The sequence below is a fragment of the Candidatus Igneacidithiobacillus taiwanensis genome (assembly GCF_031962545.1).
In the GTDB taxonomy this organism is placed as follows: domain Bacteria; phylum Pseudomonadota; class Gammaproteobacteria; order Acidithiobacillales; family Acidithiobacillaceae; genus Igneacidithiobacillus; species Igneacidithiobacillus taiwanensis.
This window is the reverse complement of the sequence record NZ_JAVRKK010000027.1, coordinates 1-23,255: the sequence shown is the minus strand read 5'-3', so window position 1 is coordinate 23,255 and position 23,255 is coordinate 1. Positions and strand designations below refer to the sequence as shown.

At 58.4% G+C, this 23,255-nt stretch carries 29 protein-coding genes and 1 pseudogene; 16 read left to right on the top strand and 14 right to left on the bottom strand.

Features of this window, described 5'->3' with window-relative positions:
- Window positions 1–90: 90 nt before the first annotated feature.
- The 13 genes from RTI30_RS05815 to flgB are packed head-to-tail and all read right to left on the bottom strand — an operon-like array spanning window position 91 to window position 11,787.
- Window positions 91–852 (bottom strand): class I SAM-dependent methyltransferase, encoded by a 762-nt coding sequence (locus RTI30_RS05815; RefSeq protein WP_312262728.1) that lies wholly within the window; start codon window positions 850–852, stop codon window positions 91–93.
- Window positions 853–866: 14 nt separating this feature from the next.
- Window positions 867–2,144, bottom strand: coding sequence for a flagellar hook-associated protein FlgL (gene flgL, locus RTI30_RS05810; protein WP_312262727.1), 1,278 nt, complete (start codon window positions 2,142–2,144; stop codon window positions 867–869).
- A 15-nt stretch (window positions 2,145–2,159) separates the two neighbouring features.
- Window positions 2,160–4,169: a flagellar hook-associated protein FlgK gene (flgK, locus tag RTI30_RS05805; RefSeq protein WP_312262726.1), complete on the bottom strand. Its 2,010-nt coding sequence runs from the start codon at window positions 4,167–4,169 to the stop codon at window positions 2,160–2,162.
- Window positions 4,170–4,172: 3 nt separating this feature from the next.
- Complete coding sequence (locus tag RTI30_RS05800; protein ID WP_312283424.1) at window positions 4,173–4,523, bottom strand: hypothetical protein; 351 nt, start codon at window positions 4,521–4,523, stop codon at window positions 4,173–4,175.
- Window positions 4,524–4,573: 50 nt separating this feature from the next.
- A complete protein-coding gene (flgJ, locus tag RTI30_RS05795) occupies window positions 4,574–5,533 on the bottom strand; it encodes a flagellar assembly peptidoglycan hydrolase FlgJ (RefSeq protein ID WP_312262724.1) in 960 nt (319 codons plus the stop codon).
- Window positions 5,530–6,660, bottom strand: coding sequence for a flagellar basal body P-ring protein FlgI (locus RTI30_RS05790; protein ID WP_312262723.1), 1,131 nt, complete (start codon window positions 6,658–6,660; stop codon window positions 5,530–5,532). The genes flgJ and RTI30_RS05790 overlap by 4 nt, the downstream gene beginning before the upstream one ends.
- 18 nt (window positions 6,661–6,678) lie before the next feature.
- Complete coding sequence (locus RTI30_RS05785; protein WP_312262722.1) at window positions 6,679–7,398, bottom strand: flagellar basal body L-ring protein FlgH; 720 nt, start codon at window positions 7,396–7,398, stop codon at window positions 6,679–6,681.
- Window positions 7,399–7,410: 12 nt separating this feature from the next.
- Entirely contained in the window at window positions 7,411–8,196 is a 786-nt protein-coding gene (gene flgG / locus RTI30_RS05780) for a flagellar basal-body rod protein FlgG (RefSeq protein ID WP_312262721.1), read from the bottom strand.
- An 18-nt stretch (window positions 8,197–8,214) separates the two neighbouring features.
- Entirely contained in the window at window positions 8,215–8,961 is a 747-nt protein-coding gene (gene flgF, locus RTI30_RS05775; RefSeq protein WP_312262720.1) for a flagellar basal-body rod protein FlgF, read from the bottom strand.
- Between the two features lie 15 nt (window positions 8,962–8,976).
- Window positions 8,977–10,230: a flagellar hook protein FlgE gene (gene flgE / locus RTI30_RS05770; RefSeq protein ID WP_312262719.1), complete on the bottom strand. Its 1,254-nt coding sequence runs from the start codon at window positions 10,228–10,230 to the stop codon at window positions 8,977–8,979.
- Window positions 10,231–10,241: 11 nt separating this feature from the next.
- Window positions 10,242–10,937, bottom strand: coding sequence for a FlgD immunoglobulin-like domain containing protein (locus RTI30_RS05765; protein ID WP_312262718.1), 696 nt, complete (start codon window positions 10,935–10,937; stop codon window positions 10,242–10,244).
- A gap of 2 nt (window positions 10,938–10,939) precedes the next feature.
- Entirely contained in the window at window positions 10,940–11,350 is a 411-nt protein-coding gene (gene flgC, locus RTI30_RS05760; protein WP_312262717.1) for a flagellar basal body rod protein FlgC, read from the bottom strand.
- A 23-nt stretch (window positions 11,351–11,373) separates the two neighbouring features.
- On the bottom strand, window positions 11,374–11,787 hold the full coding sequence (gene flgB / locus RTI30_RS05755) for a flagellar basal body rod protein FlgB (protein WP_312262716.1): 414 nt from the start codon (window positions 11,785–11,787) through the stop codon (window positions 11,374–11,376).
- 263 nt (window positions 11,788–12,050) lie between these two features.
- Between flgB and flgA the strand changes: the two genes are divergently transcribed.
- From flgA to fliW, 5 genes are all read left to right on the top strand, one after another.
- Entirely contained in the window at window positions 12,051–12,749 is a 699-nt protein-coding gene (flgA, locus tag RTI30_RS05750) for a flagellar basal body P-ring formation chaperone FlgA (RefSeq protein ID WP_312262715.1), read from the top strand.
- Window positions 12,750–12,837: 88 nt separating this feature from the next.
- Complete coding sequence (gene flgM / locus RTI30_RS05745) at window positions 12,838–13,137, top strand: flagellar biosynthesis anti-sigma factor FlgM (RefSeq protein ID WP_312262714.1); 300 nt, start codon at window positions 12,838–12,840, stop codon at window positions 13,135–13,137.
- Between the two features lie 3 nt (window positions 13,138–13,140).
- Window positions 13,141–13,530, top strand: coding sequence for a hypothetical protein (locus tag RTI30_RS05740; protein ID WP_312262713.1), 390 nt, complete (start codon window positions 13,141–13,143; stop codon window positions 13,528–13,530).
- On the top strand, window positions 13,530–13,778 hold the full coding sequence (locus RTI30_RS05735) for a carbon storage regulator (protein WP_312262712.1): 249 nt from the start codon (window positions 13,530–13,532) through the stop codon (window positions 13,776–13,778). Before RTI30_RS05740 ends, RTI30_RS05735 begins: the two co-directional genes overlap by 1 nt.
- Window positions 13,775–14,248 carry a flagellar assembly protein FliW gene (gene fliW, locus RTI30_RS05730; RefSeq protein ID WP_312262711.1) on the top strand — a complete coding sequence of 158 codons (474 nt, stop codon included), beginning with the start codon at window positions 13,775–13,777 and terminating at the stop codon, window positions 14,246–14,248. The genes RTI30_RS05735 and fliW overlap by 4 nt, the downstream gene beginning before the upstream one ends.
- On the opposite strand, the gene RTI30_RS05725 is transcribed toward fliW, so the two are convergent.
- Window positions 14,225–14,956, bottom strand: coding sequence for a hypothetical protein (locus tag RTI30_RS05725; RefSeq protein WP_312262710.1), 732 nt, complete (start codon window positions 14,954–14,956; stop codon window positions 14,225–14,227). The two genes, fliW and RTI30_RS05725, sit on opposite strands and share 24 nt — an antisense overlap.
- A 102-nt stretch (window positions 14,957–15,058) precedes the next feature.
- Between RTI30_RS05725 and motD the strand changes: the two genes are divergently transcribed.
- The 11 genes and pseudogenes from motD to RTI30_RS05675 all read left to right on the top strand — a co-directional run bounded on the left by motD (window position 15,059) and on the right by RTI30_RS05675 (window position 23,177).
- Window positions 15,059–15,901: a flagellar motor protein MotD gene (motD, locus tag RTI30_RS05720; protein WP_312262709.1), complete on the top strand. Its 843-nt coding sequence runs from the start codon at window positions 15,059–15,061 to the stop codon at window positions 15,899–15,901.
- 3 nt (window positions 15,902–15,904) lie between these two features.
- The gene (locus tag RTI30_RS05715) at window positions 15,905–16,459 is read left to right on the top strand and encodes an SPOR domain-containing protein (RefSeq protein ID WP_312262708.1); all 555 of its coding nucleotides are present in this window, start codon (window positions 15,905–15,907) and stop codon (window positions 16,457–16,459) included.
- 111 nt (window positions 16,460–16,570) lie between these two features.
- Window positions 16,571–16,990, top strand: a complete 420-nt coding sequence (cheY, locus tag RTI30_RS05710; RefSeq protein WP_312262707.1) for a chemotaxis response regulator CheY — start codon at window positions 16,571–16,573, stop codon at window positions 16,988–16,990.
- The gene (locus RTI30_RS05705) at window positions 16,987–17,454 is read left to right on the top strand and encodes a protein phosphatase CheZ (protein ID WP_312262706.1); all 468 of its coding nucleotides are present in this window, start codon (window positions 16,987–16,989) and stop codon (window positions 17,452–17,454) included. The genes cheY and RTI30_RS05705 overlap by 4 nt, the downstream gene beginning before the upstream one ends.
- Window positions 17,455–17,456: 2 nt before the next feature.
- The gene (locus RTI30_RS05700; RefSeq protein WP_312262705.1) at window positions 17,457–19,391 is read left to right on the top strand and encodes a chemotaxis protein CheA; all 1,935 of its coding nucleotides are present in this window, start codon (window positions 17,457–17,459) and stop codon (window positions 19,389–19,391) included.
- A complete protein-coding gene (locus RTI30_RS05695) occupies window positions 19,384–20,001 on the top strand; it encodes a hypothetical protein (RefSeq protein WP_312262704.1) in 618 nt (205 codons plus the stop codon). Before RTI30_RS05700 ends, RTI30_RS05695 begins: the two co-directional genes overlap by 8 nt.
- The gene (locus RTI30_RS05690) at window positions 19,979–20,731 is read left to right on the top strand and encodes an MBL fold metallo-hydrolase (protein ID WP_312262703.1); all 753 of its coding nucleotides are present in this window, start codon (window positions 19,979–19,981) and stop codon (window positions 20,729–20,731) included. Before RTI30_RS05695 ends, RTI30_RS05690 begins: the two co-directional genes overlap by 23 nt.
- A gap of 8 nt (window positions 20,732–20,739) precedes the next feature.
- Window positions 20,740–21,639: pseudogene (locus RTI30_RS05685) on the top strand (methyl-accepting chemotaxis protein); the annotation flags it as partial.
- Window positions 21,631–21,996, top strand: a complete 366-nt coding sequence (locus RTI30_RS14275; RefSeq protein WP_409449681.1) for a CZB domain-containing protein — start codon at window positions 21,631–21,633, stop codon at window positions 21,994–21,996. The pseudogene RTI30_RS05685 and the gene RTI30_RS14275, both read left to right, overlap by 9 nt.
- Before the next feature lie 3 nt (window positions 21,997–21,999).
- Window positions 22,000–22,956: a chemotaxis protein gene (locus RTI30_RS05680; protein ID WP_312262701.1), complete on the top strand. Its 957-nt coding sequence runs from the start codon at window positions 22,000–22,002 to the stop codon at window positions 22,954–22,956.
- An 11-nt stretch (window positions 22,957–22,967) separates the two neighbouring features.
- Window positions 22,968–23,177, top strand: a complete 210-nt coding sequence (locus RTI30_RS05675; protein WP_312262700.1) for a hypothetical protein — start codon at window positions 22,968–22,970, stop codon at window positions 23,175–23,177.
- The last annotated feature ends 78 nt before the right edge of the window (window positions 23,178–23,255 follow it).

Here is a 23,255-nt window from a genome sequence, read left to right as displayed (position 1 = left end):
TACCCGGTAAAACCCCCGGATCCGGTACCCGACATGTTGAACCTGCATGGCACTCCTCCCTCGCCAAAGAAGTGCCAAAGGTTTGTGAACTTATGCAGGAGCTAGGCGTTGCTTTAGCGTAAGAAGGAATTCTTCTGGATCTGCCGTGTGCTCAATCGTCTCAAGTGAGAGGATCCAGTCAAAGTCGCCGTCTGGCAACTCCTCGATTGGTCCTAAATGAAACTTAGTAAGTGACGTGTTGATATGCTTGGCCAAGCGGATCGCAGTATCATCAAGATCAACACCAACATAGGTGGAAATCCCCTCGCGCCGGTCGAGCAGCCATGCTGCTCCAAATCCGCTGCCTGCGGCAACTTCCAGAACGCGACCAGATTCGATCTGCTCGGTCACCCACTGGTAGCGGCTAAGCATCTGAGCAGTCGTCCAATAATTCTGCAAACCCGGAATGGGGAATTCCGAAAGACGGCGCTCTATAGCATCACCAAAAATCATCCTCGCCGATTCAGTAAAAATTATCTGCCCAGACATCTGATTTGCGCGCCAAAGGTCCATTACGTAGCGACTGACATCGTCAAGCAATGTTGCAGGCCAATCGGCGAATACCTCGGGCCAGATAATGCGTTGAGAATTATACTCGATCGGTAGGGCTAGCGCGGGAATGAGCCGATCCAGCTCCGAAAGGTAGAAATAAATATCGACGTGCGGCTGGGCAACACCGCCCTTCAGTAAGGCATCGAATCGAATCGTGCAAATTTCGATATCCGCAGAAGAAAGCAATCGTAATGTCGTGCGAGAAAAAAGCTGTCGCCGATTGAGGTGCGAATCGAAATCATAATTGCGGATGGATTGCAAGAGTGGTCCCTCAATCAAATGTACTGAAACAAACTTAACCCTTGCACCTGAGCAAAAGCTTTTTGCGCCGCCTGGAGGGCCGTGCTGCTTTCTTGGAACTGGGTGATTACTTCGGGGTAATTGATATCGGCAAGGCTGCTTTGGGTGGTCTGAAATTGCTGCGATAGATTGCTGTTGAGGGTACTCACCGATTGCGCTGCTTGCAGCTGCGAGCCAATAGCAGCTTGCGTACTGAGTAATTGCGTTTGGGCAGCGCTGAGATTTGCCAAGGCATTACTCAGGCCTTGGGCACGTTGGGTGTTGGCAGTCACCGAACCGGCACCAGCCTGTAGGGCGGTAATGATATCTTGAAAGGTTTGGAACAAACTCTGGGGCCTGGCGGCCTGAAGCGTAAAGGTATCGGTTTGCCCCAAACCTGGCGTGCCTTGGGCGGTAATCTGCGCCATGGGACCATTGGGGCCCGGAATCTCTATACTTTGCCCGGCAACGTAACTCCCAGAGCTGATGGGGTTCCAGCTCATTGGCGGATTGCCGGTCCCGCTGCTTACGGTGTAAGTCATTCCGCTGCTACCCTGGCTGATACTGATTTGGTAACTTGCGCCCTGGGCCACGAAAGCGTTCTGCGCTGCGCCGGGATCAAGGACCGATCCCGGGTCCAAGGTAACCGTACCCGAACTACCTGCGCTGTAATTGCCAGAGCTCGGCGTAACGGTGAAGGTTCCATTGCCGGCGGGGATATCCATAAAAATTGCGTTACCGGGCTGATTACTAGGGACACTCAAGGCAGGACCGATTTGCAGAAAATTCGTACCGCCATCGCCTTGATAAATCACCTGTCCATTGCTCTGTAACGCAAAAGGCGGGCTATTGTCCCGGGAACCACCGTAAATATATTTACCATTGGCATTCTGGGTATTGGCAAGCTGTACCAACTGCTGCAAATTTCCCTGCATGGCATTAATTGCATTTTGCAGATCATTGCCATTGACCGTGCCATTATTCATCTGCACCGCTAGCTGTTGCACCTGATTGATCAGCGTGCCCACGCTCTGCAGGGTGCTGCTGCTTTGATTCAGGTTCTGCTGTACATACTGGTTGTTCTGTTGATAGTTACTTAAATTGGCGAGGCGGCTTCCCAGATTCAGTACCTGACCGTACGCGGTAGGATTGCTTGCCGGGTTATTGAGCGCATTGCCTGTGGATAGCTGCTCACTCAGATTATTGAGCGTATTCTGCTGTTGCAACATGCCGTTCAGGCCAGTCTGGAAGATCTGCTGTGTACTCAGGCGCATAGTCTTTCTCCTTTTCTACAGGGACTGCATCAGGGACTGGAATAATGTATTACCAATGGAAATCGCCTTAGCGGCCGCTTGATAGGCCTGCTGATACAAGATCAGATTGGCTGCTTCCTGATCCAGGTTGACCCCGGAGTAGGACTGCTGCGCCGCCTGGGTTTGCGCGAGCAATGATTGCTGCGCCTGACTCGTGGTCTGCGCCTGATGGGTCTGCGTTGCGACCTGCGCAAGGAGCTGTGCGGCCTGGGCAGAGAAATTGTTTTGTCCACCATTGAGCGTTCCTTGGGTCGCCAGAGAAGACATGGCTTGCGCATTACCGTTGCTTCCCGGCCCACCCGGGCCGAGAGTAAGGGTGTCTCCCGCACCCACCAAAGTGCCCGATAACACCATCTGGTAAAAGCCACCCGGCGGATCACTCGGATAGGCGATATCGATGGCGGTGCCGGAGCTGCCCAGAGCAACGCTACCCGAGGCCAAAGTCGCGCCGGAGCTAGTGATGGTAAAGTTTGCCGTACCGCTGCTCGCGCCACTGGCAAACTGCAAGCTCAGAGTGGGGAGTGGGAAGCGCAGACCGCTGACTTGCACCGCCCCCGCACTCGTACCGCTCACGAACTGTCCGGCGGACAAGGTCATATTCCCGAGATTGTTGTTGACAATACCACCGCTGCTTGCCACGCCGGCACTGCCCACATATAGGCTTGCTGCGGCGATCCCGGACGGATCTTGTAACAGCGTTTGCAGGCGAGATGCTCCCAAGCGGGTCGGTTCGACCAAATAGCTGTCGCCCGCCGCAACCGAACCACTAACCTGCAACTGAAAACCCTCCTGAGAGAAGTTCAGGTTCGTTACACCACCGCTGCTGCTGCCACTGGTGCTATCTACCACCGCGCCCGTGCTGGCATTGCGCAATTCCCAAACGCCGCCAGAACTCATCTGCAGGATATAGTCCTGCCCCTGCAAATTGGCGACATTGGTGATCTGGCCTTGGACGCTCGCCCCGCTGCTTTGATTTTGTGCGTTGGCAAAGATCTGCACCGGCGCTAACGAAAACAAGGCGGAGCCGCTACTGCCATAGAGATTCAGCCCCTTTGCTTGTTGCTGGTTGAGGGTCGCTGCCAAGCCGTCGGCCAACAAACCCAAACCATTTTGGGCGGGAATCAGCGACTGCTGCCGGAATTGCAGCAACCCGCCCAGCGCGCCACCGACCAGACCCTGGCTGAGACTCTCGCTGCCCAGCGAACCGCTATAGGCGATGGTCAAGCTTTGCTGATCATAGTTGCTCGGACGCGTTACGAGGGAGAAGGCCTGGGCACCAGCAACCAAGACCTGTCCGTTGCTCAGATAGACATTCGTCTGATTGCCTTGCTGCATCACCTGCACGCCCACCTGGGCACTAAGTTGGGTAATGAGTTGGGCTTGCTGATCAAGGAGATCGTTGGGATTACCGTTACCCTCTCCCTGCAGACTGGCAATCTGCTGATTGAGTTGGGCAATCTGCTTGCTCAGACTGTTGACGGTCTGCACACCTTGCTGCAGTTGCTGGTTAACGCCCTGACCGATGCTATTGAGCTGCTGCGCCAGGCTCTGGAAATTACTCGACAGCGACTGAGCGTTGCCAAGGAGGGTTTGGCGTGCGGGAAGATCGCTAGGGCTCGCCGCCACCTGCGCGACCCCGGAAAAAAATTGCTGAATCTGGGAGCTGACGCTACCACTACTGAGCAGGCCCATGACTTGCTGTAAATTCTGGCTGAGGGTAGAGGCACCACTAGCACCCGCCGTTGCCGACCACACCTGCCCTTGCAGAAAACTGCTGTATACCCGCTGCACGTTACTGATTTGGGTGCCATTCCCATAGAATTGCCCCCCCCGGTAACTGGGAGTTAAGGTCGACTGCACAACCGTTTCTTGGCTGTAGCCCGGCGTGTTGACGTTGGCAATATTGTTGCCCGTCACTTGCAAGGCCTCTTGCGCGGCTTGCAGACCACTCAGCGACGCATTGATCAGTCCCGATACTCCCGACATGGTTCAGGCACTCCCCAAAGAATGACCGCGGCCGATGCGATCAGCAAAACTCGAGGCGGAGGTAGGACTGCTGGGCTCCAGACGTTCGCGAATTTGCCCCATACCCACACGCAGTAGGTGCTCGAAGGAGGCCACCGTCTCTTGCAACTTCAATACCGCAGCCGCCAACTCTGCCCCTGGGGGACGCGAGCCTGCGCTGTTGCGCAGCAGCAGAAGTTGTTGGGCAAGATCCTGTTGCAAGGCTAGCTCTTGCGCACCGGCTATTTTGCCCGCCACCAAGGCAGCCTGCGCTTCCTGCAGCCGTGACGTCAGGCGCCGCACGGCTTCCAATTCGGATTGATCCTCGGCTTCCATGCCCATCTCCGTCCATCCTACCTGGGATAACGTCACAGTTGGCGCAAAACTCAAGGGCTTAGCCCCGTACCTGCCAAGGCGGCCTGCATGACCGGTCCTTGGGCCAACTCGGTAATCTTGGCAGCGTAGCTGGGGTCGGTGGCGTAGCCGCCATCCTGGAGGGCCTGCGCAAAGCCGGCGATGTTATTGCCCTGCCCCAAGGCTGCCCGGTAGCGGGGGTTATTGAGTAGCAGCTGGGTATAATTTTCGACGCTGGCGAGCACATTGCGATAGGCACGGAAGCTATCGTTTTCCACAACCTCGACACCATGGATGAATTCGTGGGTGAGATTCTTTTCTGCCGCTCCAGTCCAACCCGTTCCAGCCTTGATACCGAAGAGGTTATCGCCGGGGGCATGGGCACCCCAGCCAGTCTCGAGGGCCGCCTGCGCGAGGATGGCAACGGGGGACACATCGAGTCGCACCGCCGCTTGGCGGACTGCCGGGAGAATGCTCTGCACAAAGGCGCGGGCGCGCTGGACCAGGCTCTGCCCTGGCTGTTTCCAACTCCCACCAGAGGTGCCTGGCGCGGATTGCGCCACAGCCGCAGGAATCGTTACCGGCGTGTCGGCGGCCTCTGCCTTGGCTGCCGCCTTTGCACTCCAATCCAGGTGGTACCGGTTGGCAATTTCCTTGGCCAGGGTGTTCGCCAAGCCGATACCCCGGCCTTGCGCCACGGTTTGCGCAATCTGTTGGGTGAAAAGGGACTGAAACATCGGCCCGCTGTTAGAACCGAGCAGGTCCGAGCCAAAGGTGGTCTTGCTCATGGAGGAAAGCATTTCAGCCAGCAGCATCGCCTCAAATTGCTTGGCAGTGGCAAGAATGGCAGCGGGATTCTTGGCTTGGGCTTCCTGGTGCAACTGTTGCAGTTGCGCAAAACCGAGAGCGTTGGCAACTGCGGCGGTTGCGCCTTTTCCGCCCAGAGATACTGCTTGGGCCTGCGCCTGCAGAGAAATACCCGTACCGCTCATATCACCTCCAACTGGGCGTGCAGCGCGCCAGCGGCCTTCATCGCCTGCAAGATAGCGATGAGATCCGTAGGCGTCGCACCAACCGCGTTCAGGGCGCGCACTACCGCCTCGAGGCTCACGCCGGGTTCAAACATCAGCAGCTTGGCTTGCGGCTGCTTGATTTTGACATCGGCCTGAGGAGCGACCACCGTTTGCCCAGCCCCCAGCGGATTTGGCTGGCTCACCAAATATTTCTGCGAAATAGTGACCGAGAGGTTGCCGTGGGCAACGGCGCAACTGCCCAGAGTCACGTTCTGCCCGAGCACCACCGTGCCGCTGCGCGCATCGATCACCACCTTGGCCAGCGGCGTTTCCGGGTTGACACTCAGGTTTTGGATCAAGGCCAAAAAGTTGACGCGCTGGCTGGGATTACTCGGCGCCCGTACCTGCACCACCCCCGCATTGAGGGCCTCGGCGGTGCCGTAACCGAGGCTACGATTAATGGCATCGACAATACGCGCCGCCGTGGTAAAGCTCGGCGTGTGCAGGTCGAGCTGCAAAGGCCCGCCGCCGGCAAAGGCGTCGGGAACACTGCGTTCCACATTGGCGCCGTTTGGGATGGTACCCGCAGTGCTAATATTGACCTGGGCCGAGGCGCCATTGCTACTCGCCCCAAAGCCGCTGACGATGATGTTGCCTTGGGCGACGGCATAGGTCTGCCCATCGGCACCTTTCAACGGCGTCATCAGCAGGGTGCCGCCCGCTAGGCTCGAGGCATTGCCCACTGCCGAAACCGTCACGTTGATGGTCTGCCCCGGCTGCGCATAGGGCGGTAGATGCGCGGTCACCATCACCGCCGCCACATCCTTGGGCTGCAGATTATTTGCCACCGAAGCGGGCAGATTGATACCCAAGCGCTGGAACATGTTGAGGAGCGATTGCGTGGTGTACGGCACCTGGGTTGCCTGATCGCCAGTGCCATTCAAACCGACCACCAAACCATAGCCCACCAATTGGTTGCTACGCTCCCCCGAGACCGTGGTCAAATCGCGGATGGTCTCGGCAGCGGCCGGCAGCGCGACCCAGCTGAGCAGCATCATTGCCGTGCCTAGGCAAAGAGCCAACCTACGCGCAAACGATGACGTCATGCTCAATCTCCTTTCTACTCAAAATGGCCAGAGAGAAAGAAAGAATCGTGCCAACCAGGGCATTTTTGCCGCGGCATAGACACTGCCATTACCGCTATACTCCACCCGTGCATCGGCAATTTGCGTAGACAGCACGGTATGTTGCGGGGTTACGTCCGAGGGCCGAACAACACCGGCAACGCGGATATATTCCCGGCCACCGTTGAGCAACACCTCCTTCGAGCCCTCGATCACCAAGTTACCATTACCCATGACCCGCACCACCGTCGTTTCGAGGGTGGCGGTAAAGGTATTGCTCTGGGTCGTTGCCCCACTGCCGCCAAACTTTTGACTACTGTTGGCGCCCATGGAGGGGCTGATCTGGCTGCCGCCAATGTTGCCAAAGGCGGGGGTAAGACCAAAGAAGTTGGTCAGCGCGGCACTCAGGGTGTCCGAGCGATTGATGGCCGTATTGGTATTGTTCGAGGCGCTGGCATTTTCCTGGATCAGGACGGTAATCAAGTCGCCGACGCGGTTGGCACGGTTATCGGCAAAGAGCGAAACATTGGTTTCCGGCTGCCAGATAGCGCCATTGGCAGGGTGCGCATTGAGGGAAGTTGGTTCGGCAGGGATGGGCAGCGGCTTGATCGGGCCCATTTCTGGTGACTCGTTGAGAGCACAGCCCGCCAGGGCGAACACCAGGCCCCAGAGCAAGAGCCTGAGCAGACCACTCCATCTTCTCGTCCCCAGCCTGTTCATGATGCCGTCTCCTCAAATGTTATCGATGGCGTAGCCCAGCATGGCATCGGAGGTGGAAACCGCCTTACTGTTGATTTCGTAGGCACGCTGGGTGGCAATCATATCCACCAACTCCGAAACCACATTGACATTGGACGACTCGAGATACCCCTGCTGCACCGTACCCAAGCCATTCAGACTCGGCTGGCCGGTTTGCGGCGCGCCAGAAGAACCCGTCTGCAAATAGAGATTGTCGCCAATACTCTGCAAGCCCGTAGGATTGATGAAATTGGCGAGCTGGATGGTGCCCACCTGTTGCGGCGCCGCCTGCCCCGGGAGCACTACCGAGACAGTGCCATCGCTGCCGATGGTAATGCTCTGTGCGTTGGGGGGAATGGTGACTGGTGGTTGTAGGAGATAACCGTTGGAGGTCACCAACTGACCCTGGTTATTGAGTTGGAAGGTACCGTCGCGGCTGTAAGCGATGGTGCCATTGGGCTGCAGAATCTGAAAAAAACCCTGGCCGTTGATGGCGACATCGAGAGCATTTCCCGTTTGAGTGAGATTACCCTGGGTCATCAAGCGCTCCGTCGACATCACCCGCACCCCGGTACCCAACTGCAAGCCCGAGGGATACTGGGTGGTTTGCGAAGACTGGGCACCCGGCTGGCGCAAGTTTTGGTAAAGCAGATCCTGAAACACCGCCCGCGACTGTTTGAAGCCGGTGGTGTTGACGTTCGCCAAATTATTGGCGATCACGTCCATCTTCGTCTGTTCCCCTTCCAGGCCCGTGGCCGCCACATACAAAGAACGCATCATGACAATTTCTCCTTACGCTCAGGAAACCACCAACACCTGATTGGCGGCGGTACGATCCTGATCGATGGTCTGGATCAGCTTGGTTTGCATCTCGAATTGTCGGCTGTCTTGCAACATCTGGATCATGCTTTGGATGGGGTTGACGTTACTTCCCTCCAAGGCACCGCTTTCGAGAACGACATTGGGGTCTTCTGGTGCCGGTTGCTGGTCTGCGGTCTGAAACAAGCCGTCCGCGCCTTTGCGCAGCGTGCTCTCCGGCGGATTGACCAACTTGATTTGATTGATGACCAACAAGCCGTTTGGCTGATTTCCCTGTGGTACTCCCGAAATCGCCCCATTGCTACCAATGGTCAGGCCCGTCATGGGCGGCAGAGAAATGGGCAAACCGTTAACCCCCAGTACCGGGTGCCCAGTTGCCGTTTCCAGAATCCCCTGCCCATTGACCTGCAGGTTACCGTCACGGGTGTAGGCCTCCTTGCCATCGGGCCCTTGCACGGCGATCCAGCCCTTGCCATTGACGGCGACATCCAGGGCCCGTCCGGTATGAACGATCGGCCCACTCTGAAAGTCCCAGCTCTCGTCGGTGGTAGCGGTGTAGACCCGCGTGGGCAGGCCCGCCCCCGAGCCGTAGACCGGCAGGGCCCGGGTTTGCGCAATTTCGGCGCGAAAACCGCTGGTGTTGGCATTGGCGAGATTGTTGGCGACGACGGTTTGCCGTTCTTGCAGGGCGTTGGCCCCAGTCATGGCAATGTAGAGCGTGTCCATGGGCGGCTATCTCCTTTACAGGCTCAGCAGCGTCTGCACTACGGTGTTCTGCGTCTTGATCGTTTGCGCGTTGGCTTGATAGGCCTGCTGCGCCACAATCAGCTTGACCAGGTCGTTGGAGAGGTCGACGTTGGACTGCTCCACAGCCCCCGATTGCAACACTCCAAGATTGGTGCTACCCGGGGTGCCGGTCAAAGGCTGACCAGAGGCATAAGTTGCCGCCCAATAGTTATTGCCAAGATTTTGCAGGCCATTGTTGTTGGCAAAGCGGGTGAGGCTGATCTGTCCCATGAGCTGCGACTTGCCGTTGCTATAGCGCGCAAAAATATTGCCACCGGAATCGATGGAGAGTCCCGACAACTGTCCCGGTCCGTAGCCATTAGAATTATTGCTAATGACCGCATTCGGAGAGTCGTAGTTGGTGCTGCCGCTGTAATTCACACTGATGGTGGAGGGTGCAGCACCATCGGCCCAGGAGATTGGTCCTACGGAACCCGATGTCGTGCCGATGGCCGTACCGTTTGCATTGAAGACCAGAGTCCCCAAACTGCCGGAACTCACCCCGCCAGAGGCAGTGGTACCGGCCACGGAGTATGCCACGTTCCACACCTGCCCTATGCCGGAGCTACCGGAGCTCCCGGTGCTTGGGCTCAGCTGGTAGTACGTCGTGAGCAACTGCGGCGTACCGAGACTGTCGTAGATCGTTGTAGTGGTAGAGTAATTGTAAGTGCTCGGATCGTTGATGTTCAGGGCACCACTGATAGGGGTATTGGTGGAGTCGAGGTTGAGACTAATGCCCAGGCCAGAGGTTGCCTGAGGAGCAAGTGCATTTTGGCTGATCACAAGCGGACCACTGGCGCCGGTGAGTTTACCGTTTTGGGCTTGCATACCGATCAACTGGCCGCCATTGGCATCGACGATTACCCCACCAGAGCTCAACTGGAACTGTCCGTTACGTCCATATACGGTGCTGCCATTGTAATCGAACTGAAAAAATCCATTACCATTGATGGCTACATCAAGAGGATTGCTCGTGGTCTGGATATTGCCCTGGGTAAACTGCTGCGCCACCGTCATTACCTGGGTGCCGATACCCACCTGCCCATTCAAGGGGGCGTTGTTTTCCATGGCCGCCGCGTAGGCATCGGAAAACTCGGCATTGGAGGATTTGAATCCCACGGTATTGGCGTTGGAAATGTTATTGCCCAGCACCTGCAAATCGATATTGGCCGCTGCAAGTCCACTCAACGCTGTATTCAATGCGCCCATGATTGCTCTCCTTAACTGATGTTCTGGACGGAACTGAAAGGAACTGACCCCGCTTGCCCGCTCAACTGCAAAGTGGGTCCGCTGCTACCCAAGGTGACACTGTTCACTACACCCAGGCTGTAGGGTGTCGCGGTTACCCCCTGGGAACCGTTAGCGGCTTGTACCGAGAACCGATAAGTACCAGCCGGCAGCGTAGCCCCGGCGTTATCCAACCCATTCCAGGTAAAGCTATGCATTCCGGAGCCCTGCGAGCCCTGGGGCAAAATAGCAAGGGTCTGGCCGGCGGAATTCTGCACCAACACATTGACATTGCTGGCGTCGCCGCTGAGATTGTAGGCTCCCGCAGCGCTGCCGCCGCTGAGCTGCAGGGTGTTACCGGCAGTGCTTACCGTCTTACCAATCAAGGTGGCCGCCTGCAGTCCCTGATTTTGATTGATCTGATCCATGAGACTACTTAGGGAGCTCTGAATGGCATTGACGCCATTGGCGACGCTGAATTGTGCGAGCTCCGAGGAAAGATCCTGATTGCTCAGCGGATTGAGTGGATCCTGGTTCATCAACTGCGTAACCAAGAGGTTATAGAAGGTGCTCACACTGGCCAGCCCGCTGGCGCCGGAGCTCGCCGACCCAGAACTGCTGGCGCTGTTGGACTGCAAGGAGGCATAGAAGGGATTGACGGCGGAACTGAGTGAACTGGCGCTGCTCATGTCTAGGCTCCTAGAGTCAGGGTTTTCTGCATCAGGCTTTTGGTGGTCTCCAGGACGTTGACATTGGCCTGGTAGGCACGCGAGGCAGAAATCATGTTGACGAGTTCATCGACGGGGTTGACGTTGGGCATCTTGACGTAACCCTGGGCATCGGCGAGGGGGTTACCCGGTTCATAGACCAGCTTGAATGGGCCGGGCTTTTCCACCACACCCGCTACCGCCACACCATCGACACCGGCGGGGCCGCTACCCATGGGCTGGGCGGCAAAGACTACTTCCCGCGCCCGGTAGGGTTGACCGGTAGAACTGGTGGCCGAATTAGCATTTGCTAAATTGCTAGCGACAACATTGAGCCGATAGCTTTGCGCCGTAAGCCCGGAACTCGCCACATTGAACACCGAAAACAAAGACATTCCGCAATCCTCCTACTGCTGCATCACTGAGTGGTACCCGTGATGGCCGACAACAAGGTCTTGATCTTACCCGTCAGAAAAGTGACGTCGCCTTGGTAGCGCAAGCTGTTTTGGGCAAATTCCGACTGCTCACGATTCATATCTACCGAATTTCCATCCAACCCGACTGCGCTACCGCGCTGATACTGCACAAAGCCCGCCAGGGAGAGATCGCCGGCGCTCGCTGTAAACTGGCGCGGCTGATCGGTCCGCAGGGGTAGGCGCGCGCCCTGGCCGGCCTGCACCGCTCGCAAGGTCTGGGCAAAGGGAATATCTACCGCCTTGTAGTTGGGGGTATTGGCATTGGCGATATTGGCCGCCAGTAGCTGCTGACGATATCCCGACACCCGCAGGGCATCCGCCAAAGGATCCAAGGTTTGACTCAAGAGGCCGGCCATCCGCAACATCTCCCTACAAACGGTTTGACTAGCCAAAGCAAATGCCGTGCCCATTGCCGGAATCGTTCTTTTGACGGGTTCTGAGGATGGAATCTGCGGTATCGGCGGCGAGAACCGACCGACCGAACGCCAACTCGGCAAGACCTTGCCGGAGAGCGAGGCGGCAAACTCCCGCCGTCGACAAAACCTGGGGCGCAGCATCCTGGCCCATCAATTGCTTGCTAACCGGGTGAGATTGGGTAGCGACAGGAAAGGAGGAAGCGGTGCGAAGTTTTCTGCGATTGCTCGGACTAATCTGCCTCGCCCTGACTGGGGTCGTGCCCGCGGCGCACGCTGGCGAAAACGTTGCGACCCTGCGTCAGGCCGTCCGTGCCTTTGTTCGCCAACACCTACCAGCAGGCACCCAAGAGAGTCAGGTGAGCGTGGACGTTCCGGCCAGTAGCATCAGCTTCCCTGCCTGCAGTCATCTCGAACTGGGCTACTTTGGCTATGCCAATCCTTTCGGCAGCCAAACGGTGAGTGCCCATTGTGCCGCGCCGCAAAGCTGGACCCTGTATGTGCCGGTACAAGTGCGTCAGGGCAGCGCCATTGTCATTGCCGCCCACAGCCTGAGTGCGGGCACCATCCTCACGGCTGGCGATTTGCGCACGAGTTCCGCCGACCCCGGCAATCTTGCCGGCGCGCCCCTGAGTAACCCCCAGGAGGCCATCGGCCAGCGCCTGCGCTATGGGGTAATGGCTGGGCAGCCGATTTTGCGTTCGATGTTGCAGGCACGGAATCTCGTCCATGCTGGTCAGCAAGTCACCATTGTGGCCGAGGGCGACGGGATACGCATTGCAACGATTGCCGACGCCATCGAGGATGGGCAAATGGGGCAGAGCATATTGGTGCGCAACATTCAGTCGGGCCGCGTTTTGCATGCCATAGTCTCCGGCGCTGGTACGGTAAAAGTATCATTCTAACAGCAAACGCTAGGATTGATTGGCAGCATTCAAGAAATCGTGACCCTGTGTCGTTACCTGTAGGGAAGTCCGTTTAGGAGCTAGAATCATGAATCCCATCCAACCCAAGTCCAATGTGCCGGGCATTGCCCCTACCGGGCCACGGCCAGAGCGTAGCGCCAACAGCCCAGTGGCAAAAACGCCGAGCGAGGCAAGAGTCGGCCAGGAGCAAGTTACCCTGTCGGCAACGGCGCAAGCCCTGCTCCAGGCCAGTGGCAACACCGGCAATCCACGAGTAGAGGCGCTGCGGCAGGTGGTCGCCAGCGGCACCTACGCTATCTCTCCGGAGCAAATCGCCAAAGGTTTGACGACGGATCAGCTGCAGATGCTGCCAAAGAGCGGGAGCTGAGCCTTGGCCGAACCGCTTGCCGCCATCGACGAGCAGAGCCAGCGTCTAGAAACGCTGCAAAAGGTGCTAGTGAAAGAATCGCAAGCACTGCTCGCCAACGATTGGGCGAGCATCCAGGCCTTGGCTGCGCAAAAAATCCAACTATTTCGCGAAATCAGTGCCCTAGAGAGCCAGCGGCAAGGGCAGAGCGCGAGTCCTGCGCAGCTACTACGCCGCCAACAGGCCCTCGCCCAAGTAGCGCGCCATAATCAGCAAAACGGCGCAAGCATCCAGGCCCTCGGCCGTTTTCAGCAGGAGGCCTGGCAAATTCTCTTTGGCCCCGAAAATAAGCTCTATGGTTACGCGGGACGGATCGAAAATGACAAGAGTGGCCACCGCTTGGGCAGTGCCTGATGCTCATCCTCACCCGCCGCAAGGGCCAAGCCATCTGTATTGGGGATGACATTCGTATCGTCATTACCCGCATCGACGAAGGCCAAGTTCGCATTGGTATCGAGACCAGCAACAACGTCCCCATCTACCGTGAGGAATTGCTGCAGGAAATTCGCAAAAACAATCGCGATGCGGCGGCCAGCGAATCACCGCAATTGGAGCAATGGTTGGCGGGTCACTTTCCCAATCCCAATGAGGAAGAAGAATGAGCGCAGAGTACTACCCAACCCGCTTCGGTAAGTTGCCGGTGCCCAGTACGCAGATCTGGCGATGCGATCCGGCGCTGGCGGGCTTTTCAGAACTCCAGCGTTTCGTCTTACTGCATGTGGAAAATCAGGGCCCCTTTCTCTGGCTGCAGGCCCTCGAGGATCCAGCCATTGCCTTTCCGCTCTGCGACCCTATCCATTTTGGTGTGGACTACGCGGCTCCCAAGCCAGCTTGTGGCGAAGGGACGATCATGCTCATGGTCATTGTCCCCCGCGACGGCGATGCAGCGGGACTGCGCGCTCACCAGATGGCACCGCTCTACTTCTGCCCGCAGCAACGCGTTTTTCGACAGTGGATCGTCGAGGCGCCGCAGCCGTGCCAGGGTAGCGGTGCCGCCCTGCCGCCGGCGACGCTTTTGGCCATGAGCATTCGCCTCGGGCTGGATGCCTCAGGCGAGGCTAGTACGGCGTAGAGCCTCGCGGTTGTAACGCAGCCCCAACTGAATCAAATACTCCTGCAAGGCAGCAGGCGGCGCCAAAAAAGCGACGCCAATTTCTTGGACGATGCCGTCGGCGCTCCGCCGTGGTCCTCCCAGGTGACAAATCCTCGCGGCTACCCGGTGTTGGCGTCCTGCCAGAGAAAAACACAGCTCCGGCAAGTTCTCCTGTACCGTAAGAGGATAGTCTCGAGGCATCGGCACGCTGGCACGCAAACCGCCGGCGCCCAAATCGAGGATCTGCATACGCAGGGCGCGCGCTCCCCGGCGCTGTAGCTCCCCGCTCATCCCCGCCCCGGCAGGGGCGCGCAGATGGCCACGACGCTGCCACTGGTACACCCTCTCGGGCGGCGTGCAATGCGCTGCCGGATACCGGCGCCACCGACCGATGCCAAGAAAACGCAGACAAAATCCCGTGGGAATTCCCGCCAGCATCCCCCAACACCACAGCTCCTGCCCCACCCGGTCGGGGTGGGCCGTTGCCTGCGGCCAAGGGTCGAACAACAAACCTTGATCATTGGGCAAGAGCTCGAACAACTCCGTCTCTTGGACCCGCGCGTTTTCCCCAGGCAAAATCTGCCAGTAGCTTTGCTCCGGCATCGCCATGGTCAGGCGACGGGCGCTGCTTGGCCCCTGTAGGCAGCTTTGCTGAAACAGCTCGTGGAAAAGGTTCTGCGTCGTCAAGGCTAATACTCCGTGATGCACCGTGCTGCCGATTGCCAAGCAGCAAACATGCCGGCATGGTCTTTGCGTGTTATCCTATCGTCGACGATGGGAGAACTACCGATGGCTCGGGGACGTTCGCGCAAAAAAGAGGAAGAATGGGAGAACCATGAACGTTGGCTAGTATCCTACGCCGACTTCATCACCCTCCTCTTTGCCTTTTTTGTGGTCATGTATGCTATTTCTTCGGTGAACGAAGGCAAATACAAGGTGCTATCGCAAACCTTGGTATCGGCCTTTTCCGGGCACCCGTATTCAAGCATCCCGATCCGCAGTGACAAGGAGAGCCCTGCAGTTTCGTCGCCAAGCCACGTCCAATTGCCGCCGCTGCCGAAAATTGTGCCTAACCCCGATATTGGCAAAGCACCCAAGAAAGCGGCCGCACCCGCTCCTGAGCAAGCACGTCTCGACGCCCTGCAGCAAGAAATGGAATCCTTACTCAAGCCCCTGATCCAGCAAGGCAGTGTGATCGTTCATCGTAGCGGACTGGGGGTGGTGATAGATCTCAACGCCAAGATTCTTTTTCCCTCGGGTCAGGCGCAGCTGACGCCGCAAGCGGAGCAGACCCTCGCCCAGATTGCTCGCGTCTTGGCACAGGTTCCCTACCAGATTCAGGTCAATGGTTTTACCAACGACCTCCCGATCCGTACCCCGCAATTTCCCAACAACTGGGCGCTTTCGGCAGCACGGGCGGTAGCGGTGGTGGGAATCTTCAGCGAGAATGGAGTCGATCCGCGGCATCTGGTTGCCGCCGGCTACGGCAAGTATCATCCGATCGCACCCAATGACACCGCCCAAGGCTTGGCCATGAATCGTCGCGTCAGCATCGTTGTCGTTTCTCCCCAGCACCCCAGCCATGCCGGGGTAGACCCGATCCTGGCCGGGGCCATCGATCAACGAGGATAGGCAATGCAAGCGTCAAAATCTCGACAACGCCTGGGGAGTTTCCTGCTCGGGACGACTATCCTGCTACTCGTCCTCGTCCTGATGCTGGCGCTCTTGCACCCCTTGCTCTCCTCGCTCTCCTCGCTCTCCTCGTCCGGCCAGAGACCCCCGGCCAGCGTCCATCTTCAACTTCCTGTAGTTGCGGCGCCAACGAGCTCCACGCTGTCGGTACCCGAAACACCAAGCGCCGCTACCAAAAGCCCGGTGCCTGTCGCGACTGCGCAGAGCGCAGCAGCAGTCGCCAAGACTTCTGCACCCGGCACGCCCTGCCAAAGCGCTGGCTGGTATGCACAGCTCGGCGCCTTCTTTACGCCGGCACAGGCCGAAAAGCTGGCGCGGCGCGCAGCGCGTAGCGGGCAACCGGTGTGCATTGGCAAGCATCCGCAACAGCGCCTCTATCGCGTTCTTGCCGGCCCATCCGGCGCCGACCGTGCCGCCGCCCGCAACGTCGCGGAGGGCTTCATCCGCAGCAAAATCAGCCCGCACGCCTATCCCCAGTATTGGTCGCCTACCCCATAACTACAGCTTTCCTTCCTTCGTGTCGTTGCAGTAGCCAAGCCGGGGATACCCGGCCGGGAACACGAATTGCTTTCCCGGCCTGTACCCATGCTGCAACGACGAGGAGAGCCCATGGGCCTGGACCTAGTAGACAAGAACATCAACATCTTGATTGTCGATGACTTTTCGACCATGCGTCGCATTGTGCGCAATCTGCTGCGCGAGATCGGCTTTACTACCTTTGATGAGGCCGAAGATGGCGTGCAGGCTTTGCAAAAACTGCAGAGCCAAAACTTTGACTTGGTTGTCTCCGACTGGAACATGCCGAACATGCAGGGCATCGACCTGCTCCGCGCCATCCGCGCCGATGCGCGGCTGCGGCAGATTCCGGTGCTCATGGTGACTGCCGAAGCCAAGCGCGAGAACATCCTCGAGGCCGCGCAAGCCGGGGTCAACGGCTATATCGTCAAACCCTTTACCGCCGATACCTTGCGCGAAAAGCTCGATGCCATCTTCAAGCGCCTGCAGGCAGCGCAGGGAGCGGCAAAATGAACGGGCAACCTGCCGAACGCTCGCTCAACGAAATCGACTTGCTTTTGCGCGAGGGCCTGCGGCGTATCGCCCAGACCGCCGAAACCGACTTGCAGGGCGCCCAAGACCCTTTGGAAGAGGCCTTGCGCCTCACCGAAGAGCAAACCATGGCGACCCTCGCCGCCGCCGAACTCGCGCAAAGTGCTGTGCAGGAGATTCGCGCGGCCCACGATACCTTCATCGATGCCCAGCTTGCCCAAATCGAGCAGGCCCTGAGCCGCATCGTTGCCAGCCAGCAGGGGCAGGACCTTGCCGGTCAGCGGCTGAAAAAAGCCATCACCCTGCTCCGTGCCGTCGAGAGCCGAATTAGCCAAACCCTAACGGAAATCGGCTTGGAGGGAGGGGCGCAGATGACCATGCCAGCGGCTGGGCCAGATATTGACCAGGGTGAAGTCGATGCCCTCCTCGCGGAATTGGGAATCTGACCATGGACGCCGAGATTCTGCAGGACTATCTGCCAGAGGCGCGAGAGCTGCTGGAGAAGGCCCAGGAGGAAATTCTCCGCCTCGAGAGTTGTCCCGACGACGAACAGCTTCTTGCTAGTCTGTTCCGGGCTTTTCATACCCTGAAGGGCGGCGCCGGATTTCTCGATGCCCAGAATCTGGTCGACTGGACCCACCATCTCGAGGATCTCCTCGACAAGCTGCGCTGCAAACAACTGCGCGCAAACTCGGCAACCATCGATGCCATCCTGCGCGGCCTCGATGTTATCGAGGGTATGCTGCAGGAACTGGCGCAAGGGCAATACCCCAGTCCTGGCCCGGCGGAGCTCGGTGCCCGTATCCAGGCCATTGCCGCCGCAGCAGACAGCGCTACCGAATGCCCGCCAACTACGCCCGCGCCAGCAACGGAAGCCGCGAGCGGGGAGATTTATGTGCAGCAGCGCGAGCAGGCGGATGGCACCACCGGCGTGTATGTCGCGCCGCCAACGGCCGCGGATGAAATTACGCCCGAAGAATTTGAGGCCGTACTCGATCAACTCTACGGCACTCAGGCTCCCGGCCTAGCCGCCAGCGACGCGAGCGACGACATCACCGAGGCCGAATTTGAACAAGTGCTCGACCAGCTCTATGGCAGTGGGGCACCGGGTGTTACCATGGCCAGCGTCCAGCCAACGGCCGAGGCCGCCAAGGAAGAGAGCAAGGCGGCAACCCCAGTCGCGCACCCGACAAGCGCTGCCTCCGACGTAGAAAATACCCTCCGCGTCGATGCCACCCGCCTGGATGCGGTCATGAATCAGGTGGGCGAATTGGTGTTGCTGCGCAATCGCCTCAACTCTGCCATTAGCGGTCTGCTCGAAGAAAATGAGGATCTTAGCCGCATCGCGCGGGAAATGGATCTTAGTGTCAACGATTTGCAGGTCAACGCCATGCGCCTGCGCATGCAGCCCTGCAAGCGGATCTTTCAGCAACTGCCGCGGGTGGTACGCGATGCCTCTCGACAATTGGGCAAGCAGGTGCGCCTCGAGCTCCAGGGAGAGGATGTCGAAATCGACAAAGGGGTAGTGGATGCCCTGTCCGGCCCCATGACCCATCTCATCCGCAATAGTCTCGATCACGGTATCGAGCTGCCGGAGCAAAGGCGACTGGCACAAAAACCGGAGCAAGCCACTATCCGGGTCCGCGCCATCCATCTCGGCGACAAGGTACGCATCGAAGTCAGCGATGATGGCCGCGGCATTGATCACCAAGTCGTCGTGCAAAAGGCGCTCGAGAAGGGCCTGCTCAGTACCGAGCAGGCCGCTCGTCTGTCGGAACAAGAAGCCCTCGAACTGATCTTCCGGCCGGGTTTCTCTACCAAGGAGCAAGCCACAGAACTCTCCGGCCGCGGTGTGGGCATGGATGTGGTCAAGGAGACGGTGCGCAAGCTCCGCGGGCGGCTCGAGCTGCAGACCCGACTCGGCGTTGGCACCACGATTGCGATGGAATTTCCCCTTACCCTCGCCATCCTGCCGGTACTGTATGTGCGGCTGCGGCGCGCCAATTACGCCCTGCCCATTAGCGCCATCGAGAGCCTACTCGAAGTCGAGGAAGAGCGAATCCATCGCATGCAGGGGCGCAGTGTATATCACCTCGACGACGGTCAAATTCTGCCGATTGTCGATCTTGGCGCCCTGCTGCACCAGCGCCCCCTGCGCCTCGGCAGCGAGGCGGTCGAAGGCGTGCTTACCGACCGTGCCTTGCTGTTGGTATCGGAGGTGCGCAGCAATGAAGACTCGGTAATCAAACCTCTCGATTTTCTCGCCGACAATCACTGGTACCAGGGTGCCACCATTTCGGGGCGCGGCGACGTAGTGCTGATCCTCGATCCGCAGGCCCTGAGCAGCCAAAGCAGCACGCAGGGAGTATCAAGCCATGACTAATGTGCGCTTGATCATGGATGTCATCGACGCTTCTTTTACCGCGCGCCGCGACATCGAGCGCGCCCTGCGGGAAATCGACCGCCGCACCCTCAATGCCATGGTTCTGGTCAAGAAGCATGGCAATCGCCTCGCCGGCTACGGCGTCGTTGCCCAAGCCTTCCGCGAGCGCGCTGCCGTTTTGCGCGAATCCGCCTCCCATCTGCAGGAAAACATCGCACCGCTCATCGAGGCGCAAATGCGCATCCTGCAGCACCAGCGCCTGCTCGAAAACTACCGGCAACTCAACAACAACAGTGTGAGCAAACCCTGCCCCGGACTGCTGCGCGCCTACGAACAGTGGAGTGCCTTGGTAGAGGAAGAAAGCAAAAATGCCAACGCCATCCGCCAGCTGCTGCTGGAAAAAGTGCAGTTACTGCAGGAGGGCGTCGAGGCGCAGGAATATGTAGTGACCAGCGCGCGCATTGAAGCCGCCCTTGCCGAGGCGAGCGGCGCCCCGCTGGTGCAGGTTTCTCGCGACATGGGCGAAGCCGTGCAGATCGTTGCCCGCGCTATTCGCCATTACCGCCAACAATTGGAGCGACTGCAAGATGAAAGCATCGAAAGTCTTTGAAAACAAGGATCACCGATGGTGGATCCTGCATGACCAGCAGGAGAATCGCGTCATCGATTCGAATGTGTACGTCATGGAGTCGAAAGGACAGGCCATGCTCTTCGACCCCGGCGGTTTCGAGATTTTTCCCCAGGTCTTTGCCGCCCTCGTCGAGGCCGTACAGCCAGCGAGTATTCAGGCAGCCTTTGTCTCCCACCAGGATCCCGACATTGCATCGAGCCTGCCCCTTTGGCACGCCTGCAACCCGAGCATGCAGTGGTATATTCCGAGCCTTTGGGAGGGCTTCATTCGCCACTATGGCGCCCTCGATGCCCCTTTTCGCAAGATTCCCGATGGCGGTGAAGATATCCTGCTCGGCGGACGGCGCCTGGAGCTGATTCCCGCCCACTATCTGCACGCCTCTGCCAATTTCCATGTGTACGACCCCGAGGCCAAGATCCTGTTTTCGGGCGATGTTGGCGCTGCCCTGCTCCCCGCCGGACATAGCGCTTGGGTAGACCGGCGTGATCCCGATGGCAAGGCCTTTGCCCAACATATCGAAAAGGCACGCTATTTTCATCAGCGCTGGATGCCATCGGAGCGCGCCAAAAAACACTGGCTCGAGCGCGTGCGCAAACTCGAAATCGACTACCTCTGCCCGCAACACGGCGCCATCTATAGCGGCGCGCAGGTGCAACGATTTTTGGACTGGTTTGCCGAATTGCCGGTAGGCATAGCTGTAGAATCCTGAGGAAAAACATGAACCGAGAAGAATTGGAAAGCTACGCCGTTGCCCTACTCGAGCCCCTGAGCAGCCTAGAAATGCTCTGCGAGGCCGATGACGCCATGGAAAACAAGATTTTTTATATGAACGGCACCGCACGCCGGGTGATGGATGGCTATGCGGCACAATTGCGAGTGCAATTGCGCGGTGCGGATGTGCGCGCCGCCTTTGGCAATTCCATTCACCAGTTTCACAAGGATCCGGAGCGGGTGCGCAAGGTCTTTCGCGAGCTTGCCAATGGCAGTCTGCAGGAATACCACACCGTGCTCGATTTGGGGGAGATCAGTTTTCTGCTGCGCTTTAGCGCGGTGCGCAATGAACAGGGACAGGCCCTCGCTTTTCATGCCTCCTGGATCGATAACAGCGTTGCGCGGCGAAATTTTCTACTAAAGAGCGAAGTCGTCCAAAGCGCCATTGCCAACTCGGTCGCCATCAGCAAAAACAGCGCTGATGTGAAGGAGGCGATGAAAAGCACCGAGTACAACCTGCAGTTGTTAGGTGATAGCATTCGCGACAATCATCAACGTGTTGGCGCCCTTCTGCAACAAATCAGCGGGGTGGGCCGTATTGCCCAGAGTATTCGCGAAATTGCCTATCAGACCAATCTCCTCGCCCTCAACGCCGCCATCGAGGCAGCGCGGGCCGGCGAACATGGCCGCGGCTTTGCCGTAGTGGCGGACGAGGTGCGCAATCTTTCCCGTCGGGTCCAGGAAGCCACAGAAGAAGTTCAGAACAACGTAACTTCGATTAGCCAATCGGCAGAATCCCTGGGCGAAATGGCGCGCAAAAACCAAACCCAGGCCCAAGATGCTGCCGTCGTCACCTCGCACCTACAACAGCAGGTCGAAAAACTCACTTGGCTCGCGGTGCTAGCGAGTATCGATGCGGCACGGCAAAGTCACTTGGACCGCTACCAGGAGGTAGCCGACGAAATTGCCCAGGGCTCGCATCGCCTCCAACTCGACCATCTGCACGATCATCGAAGCTGCTCCCTGGGGCGGTGGATGAGCGAGTCAGGGGATGCGCTGCTTAAAAATCAACCAGAGTATCAGGCCTTGCATGGCCCGCATCACGACTTTCATCACGCCCTACGCGATGCGCTGGGCGCCTGGCTACAAGGGGATCTGGCGAGTGCCACGAGGCAGCTCGAAGCCGCCGACCGCGCATGCGCGCAGGTACTCCAGCACCTCGATCGCCTAAGTAAAGAAATTCATCTTCGAATCAAGGAGTAATCCATGGACAGTGTGTTGCGGGATGTAGACGAGAGATCGCAACTCGCCGGTACCAACAAGTTCGAACTCCTGGTTTTCTGCCTAGGTACGGACATTTCGGGCGGCGGGCGTGAGGCCTTTGGCATCAATGTGTTCAAGGTTCGCGAAGCCTTGGTCATGCCCAAGATCACGCCGATGCCGGGAGCGCCGGAACATGTGCTGGGGGTGGCCAACATCCGCGGGCAAATCATTCCCGTCATCGATTTGCCGGCGGTGGTGGGCTGTCGGGCCGAGGGGCTCAATATCCTCTTGGTAACGGAATACGAGCGTTCGGTGCAGGGTTTTGCGGTGGAGGATGTCGATGAAATCGTCCGCCTCGACTGGAGCAGAGTGCTCTCGGCGGAGGGCGCCGCCGTTGGCGGTTTGGTAACCAGCCTGGCTCGCCTCGATGCCGACACGGCAAATGGTCGTCTGGCACTGGTGCTCGATGTCGAACACATTCTCCGCCAGGTCTTACCGGCGCGCTTCAAGAGTGGCGACGAGCTCAGTTCCCAACATGCCGTTAGCATTCCTTCGGGCTCAGTCATTCTCTATGCCGACGACTCCGCCGTTGCCCGCAACCAGATCGAGAAGACCCTGCGCAGCCTGGGCCTGCCCTTCATTGGCACCAAAACGGGTAAGGAGGCCTGGGAGCGTCTCCAACAGCTCGCCAGCGATGCCCGCCGCGAGGGACGCAAGGTCACAGACAAGGTCGCTATGGTCCTCACCGATCTCGAAATGCCGGAAATGGATGGCTTTACCCTGACCCGGCAAATCAAGGAAAACGAGAATCTACGCGTGGTTCCCGTGGTCATTCACTCCTCGCTCTCGGGCAGCGCCAACGAGGCGCACGCCCGCAGTGTCCGCGCCGATGGCTTCGTTGCCAAGTTTCTCCCGGATGATCTGGCGCGCGCCGTTGCCCAAGCCGTTCAGCATCGCTAATTGGAGACCTTATGGATAACACAAATCCCACCCTCAGTTCTTTGCTGACTGCCTGCTTGGATGGCGACACCGAGGCACTACGCCTGCTGCGCGAAGATGAAGAATTTCAGAGCAGCGTTGCTCCTTTGTGCATCCAGCAGCGCAAACAATTGCAGCACTACTGTGCTGTCCTCGACCAGCAATGTGCGGCACAGCAGGTGTCTAAGGACCCTCTGATTTAGCCCTCTGATACAATGGGTTGACCGAGTAGCTAGGAGATGACATCCATGACCGGACAGATGACCTTTGCCGAGGAGCCC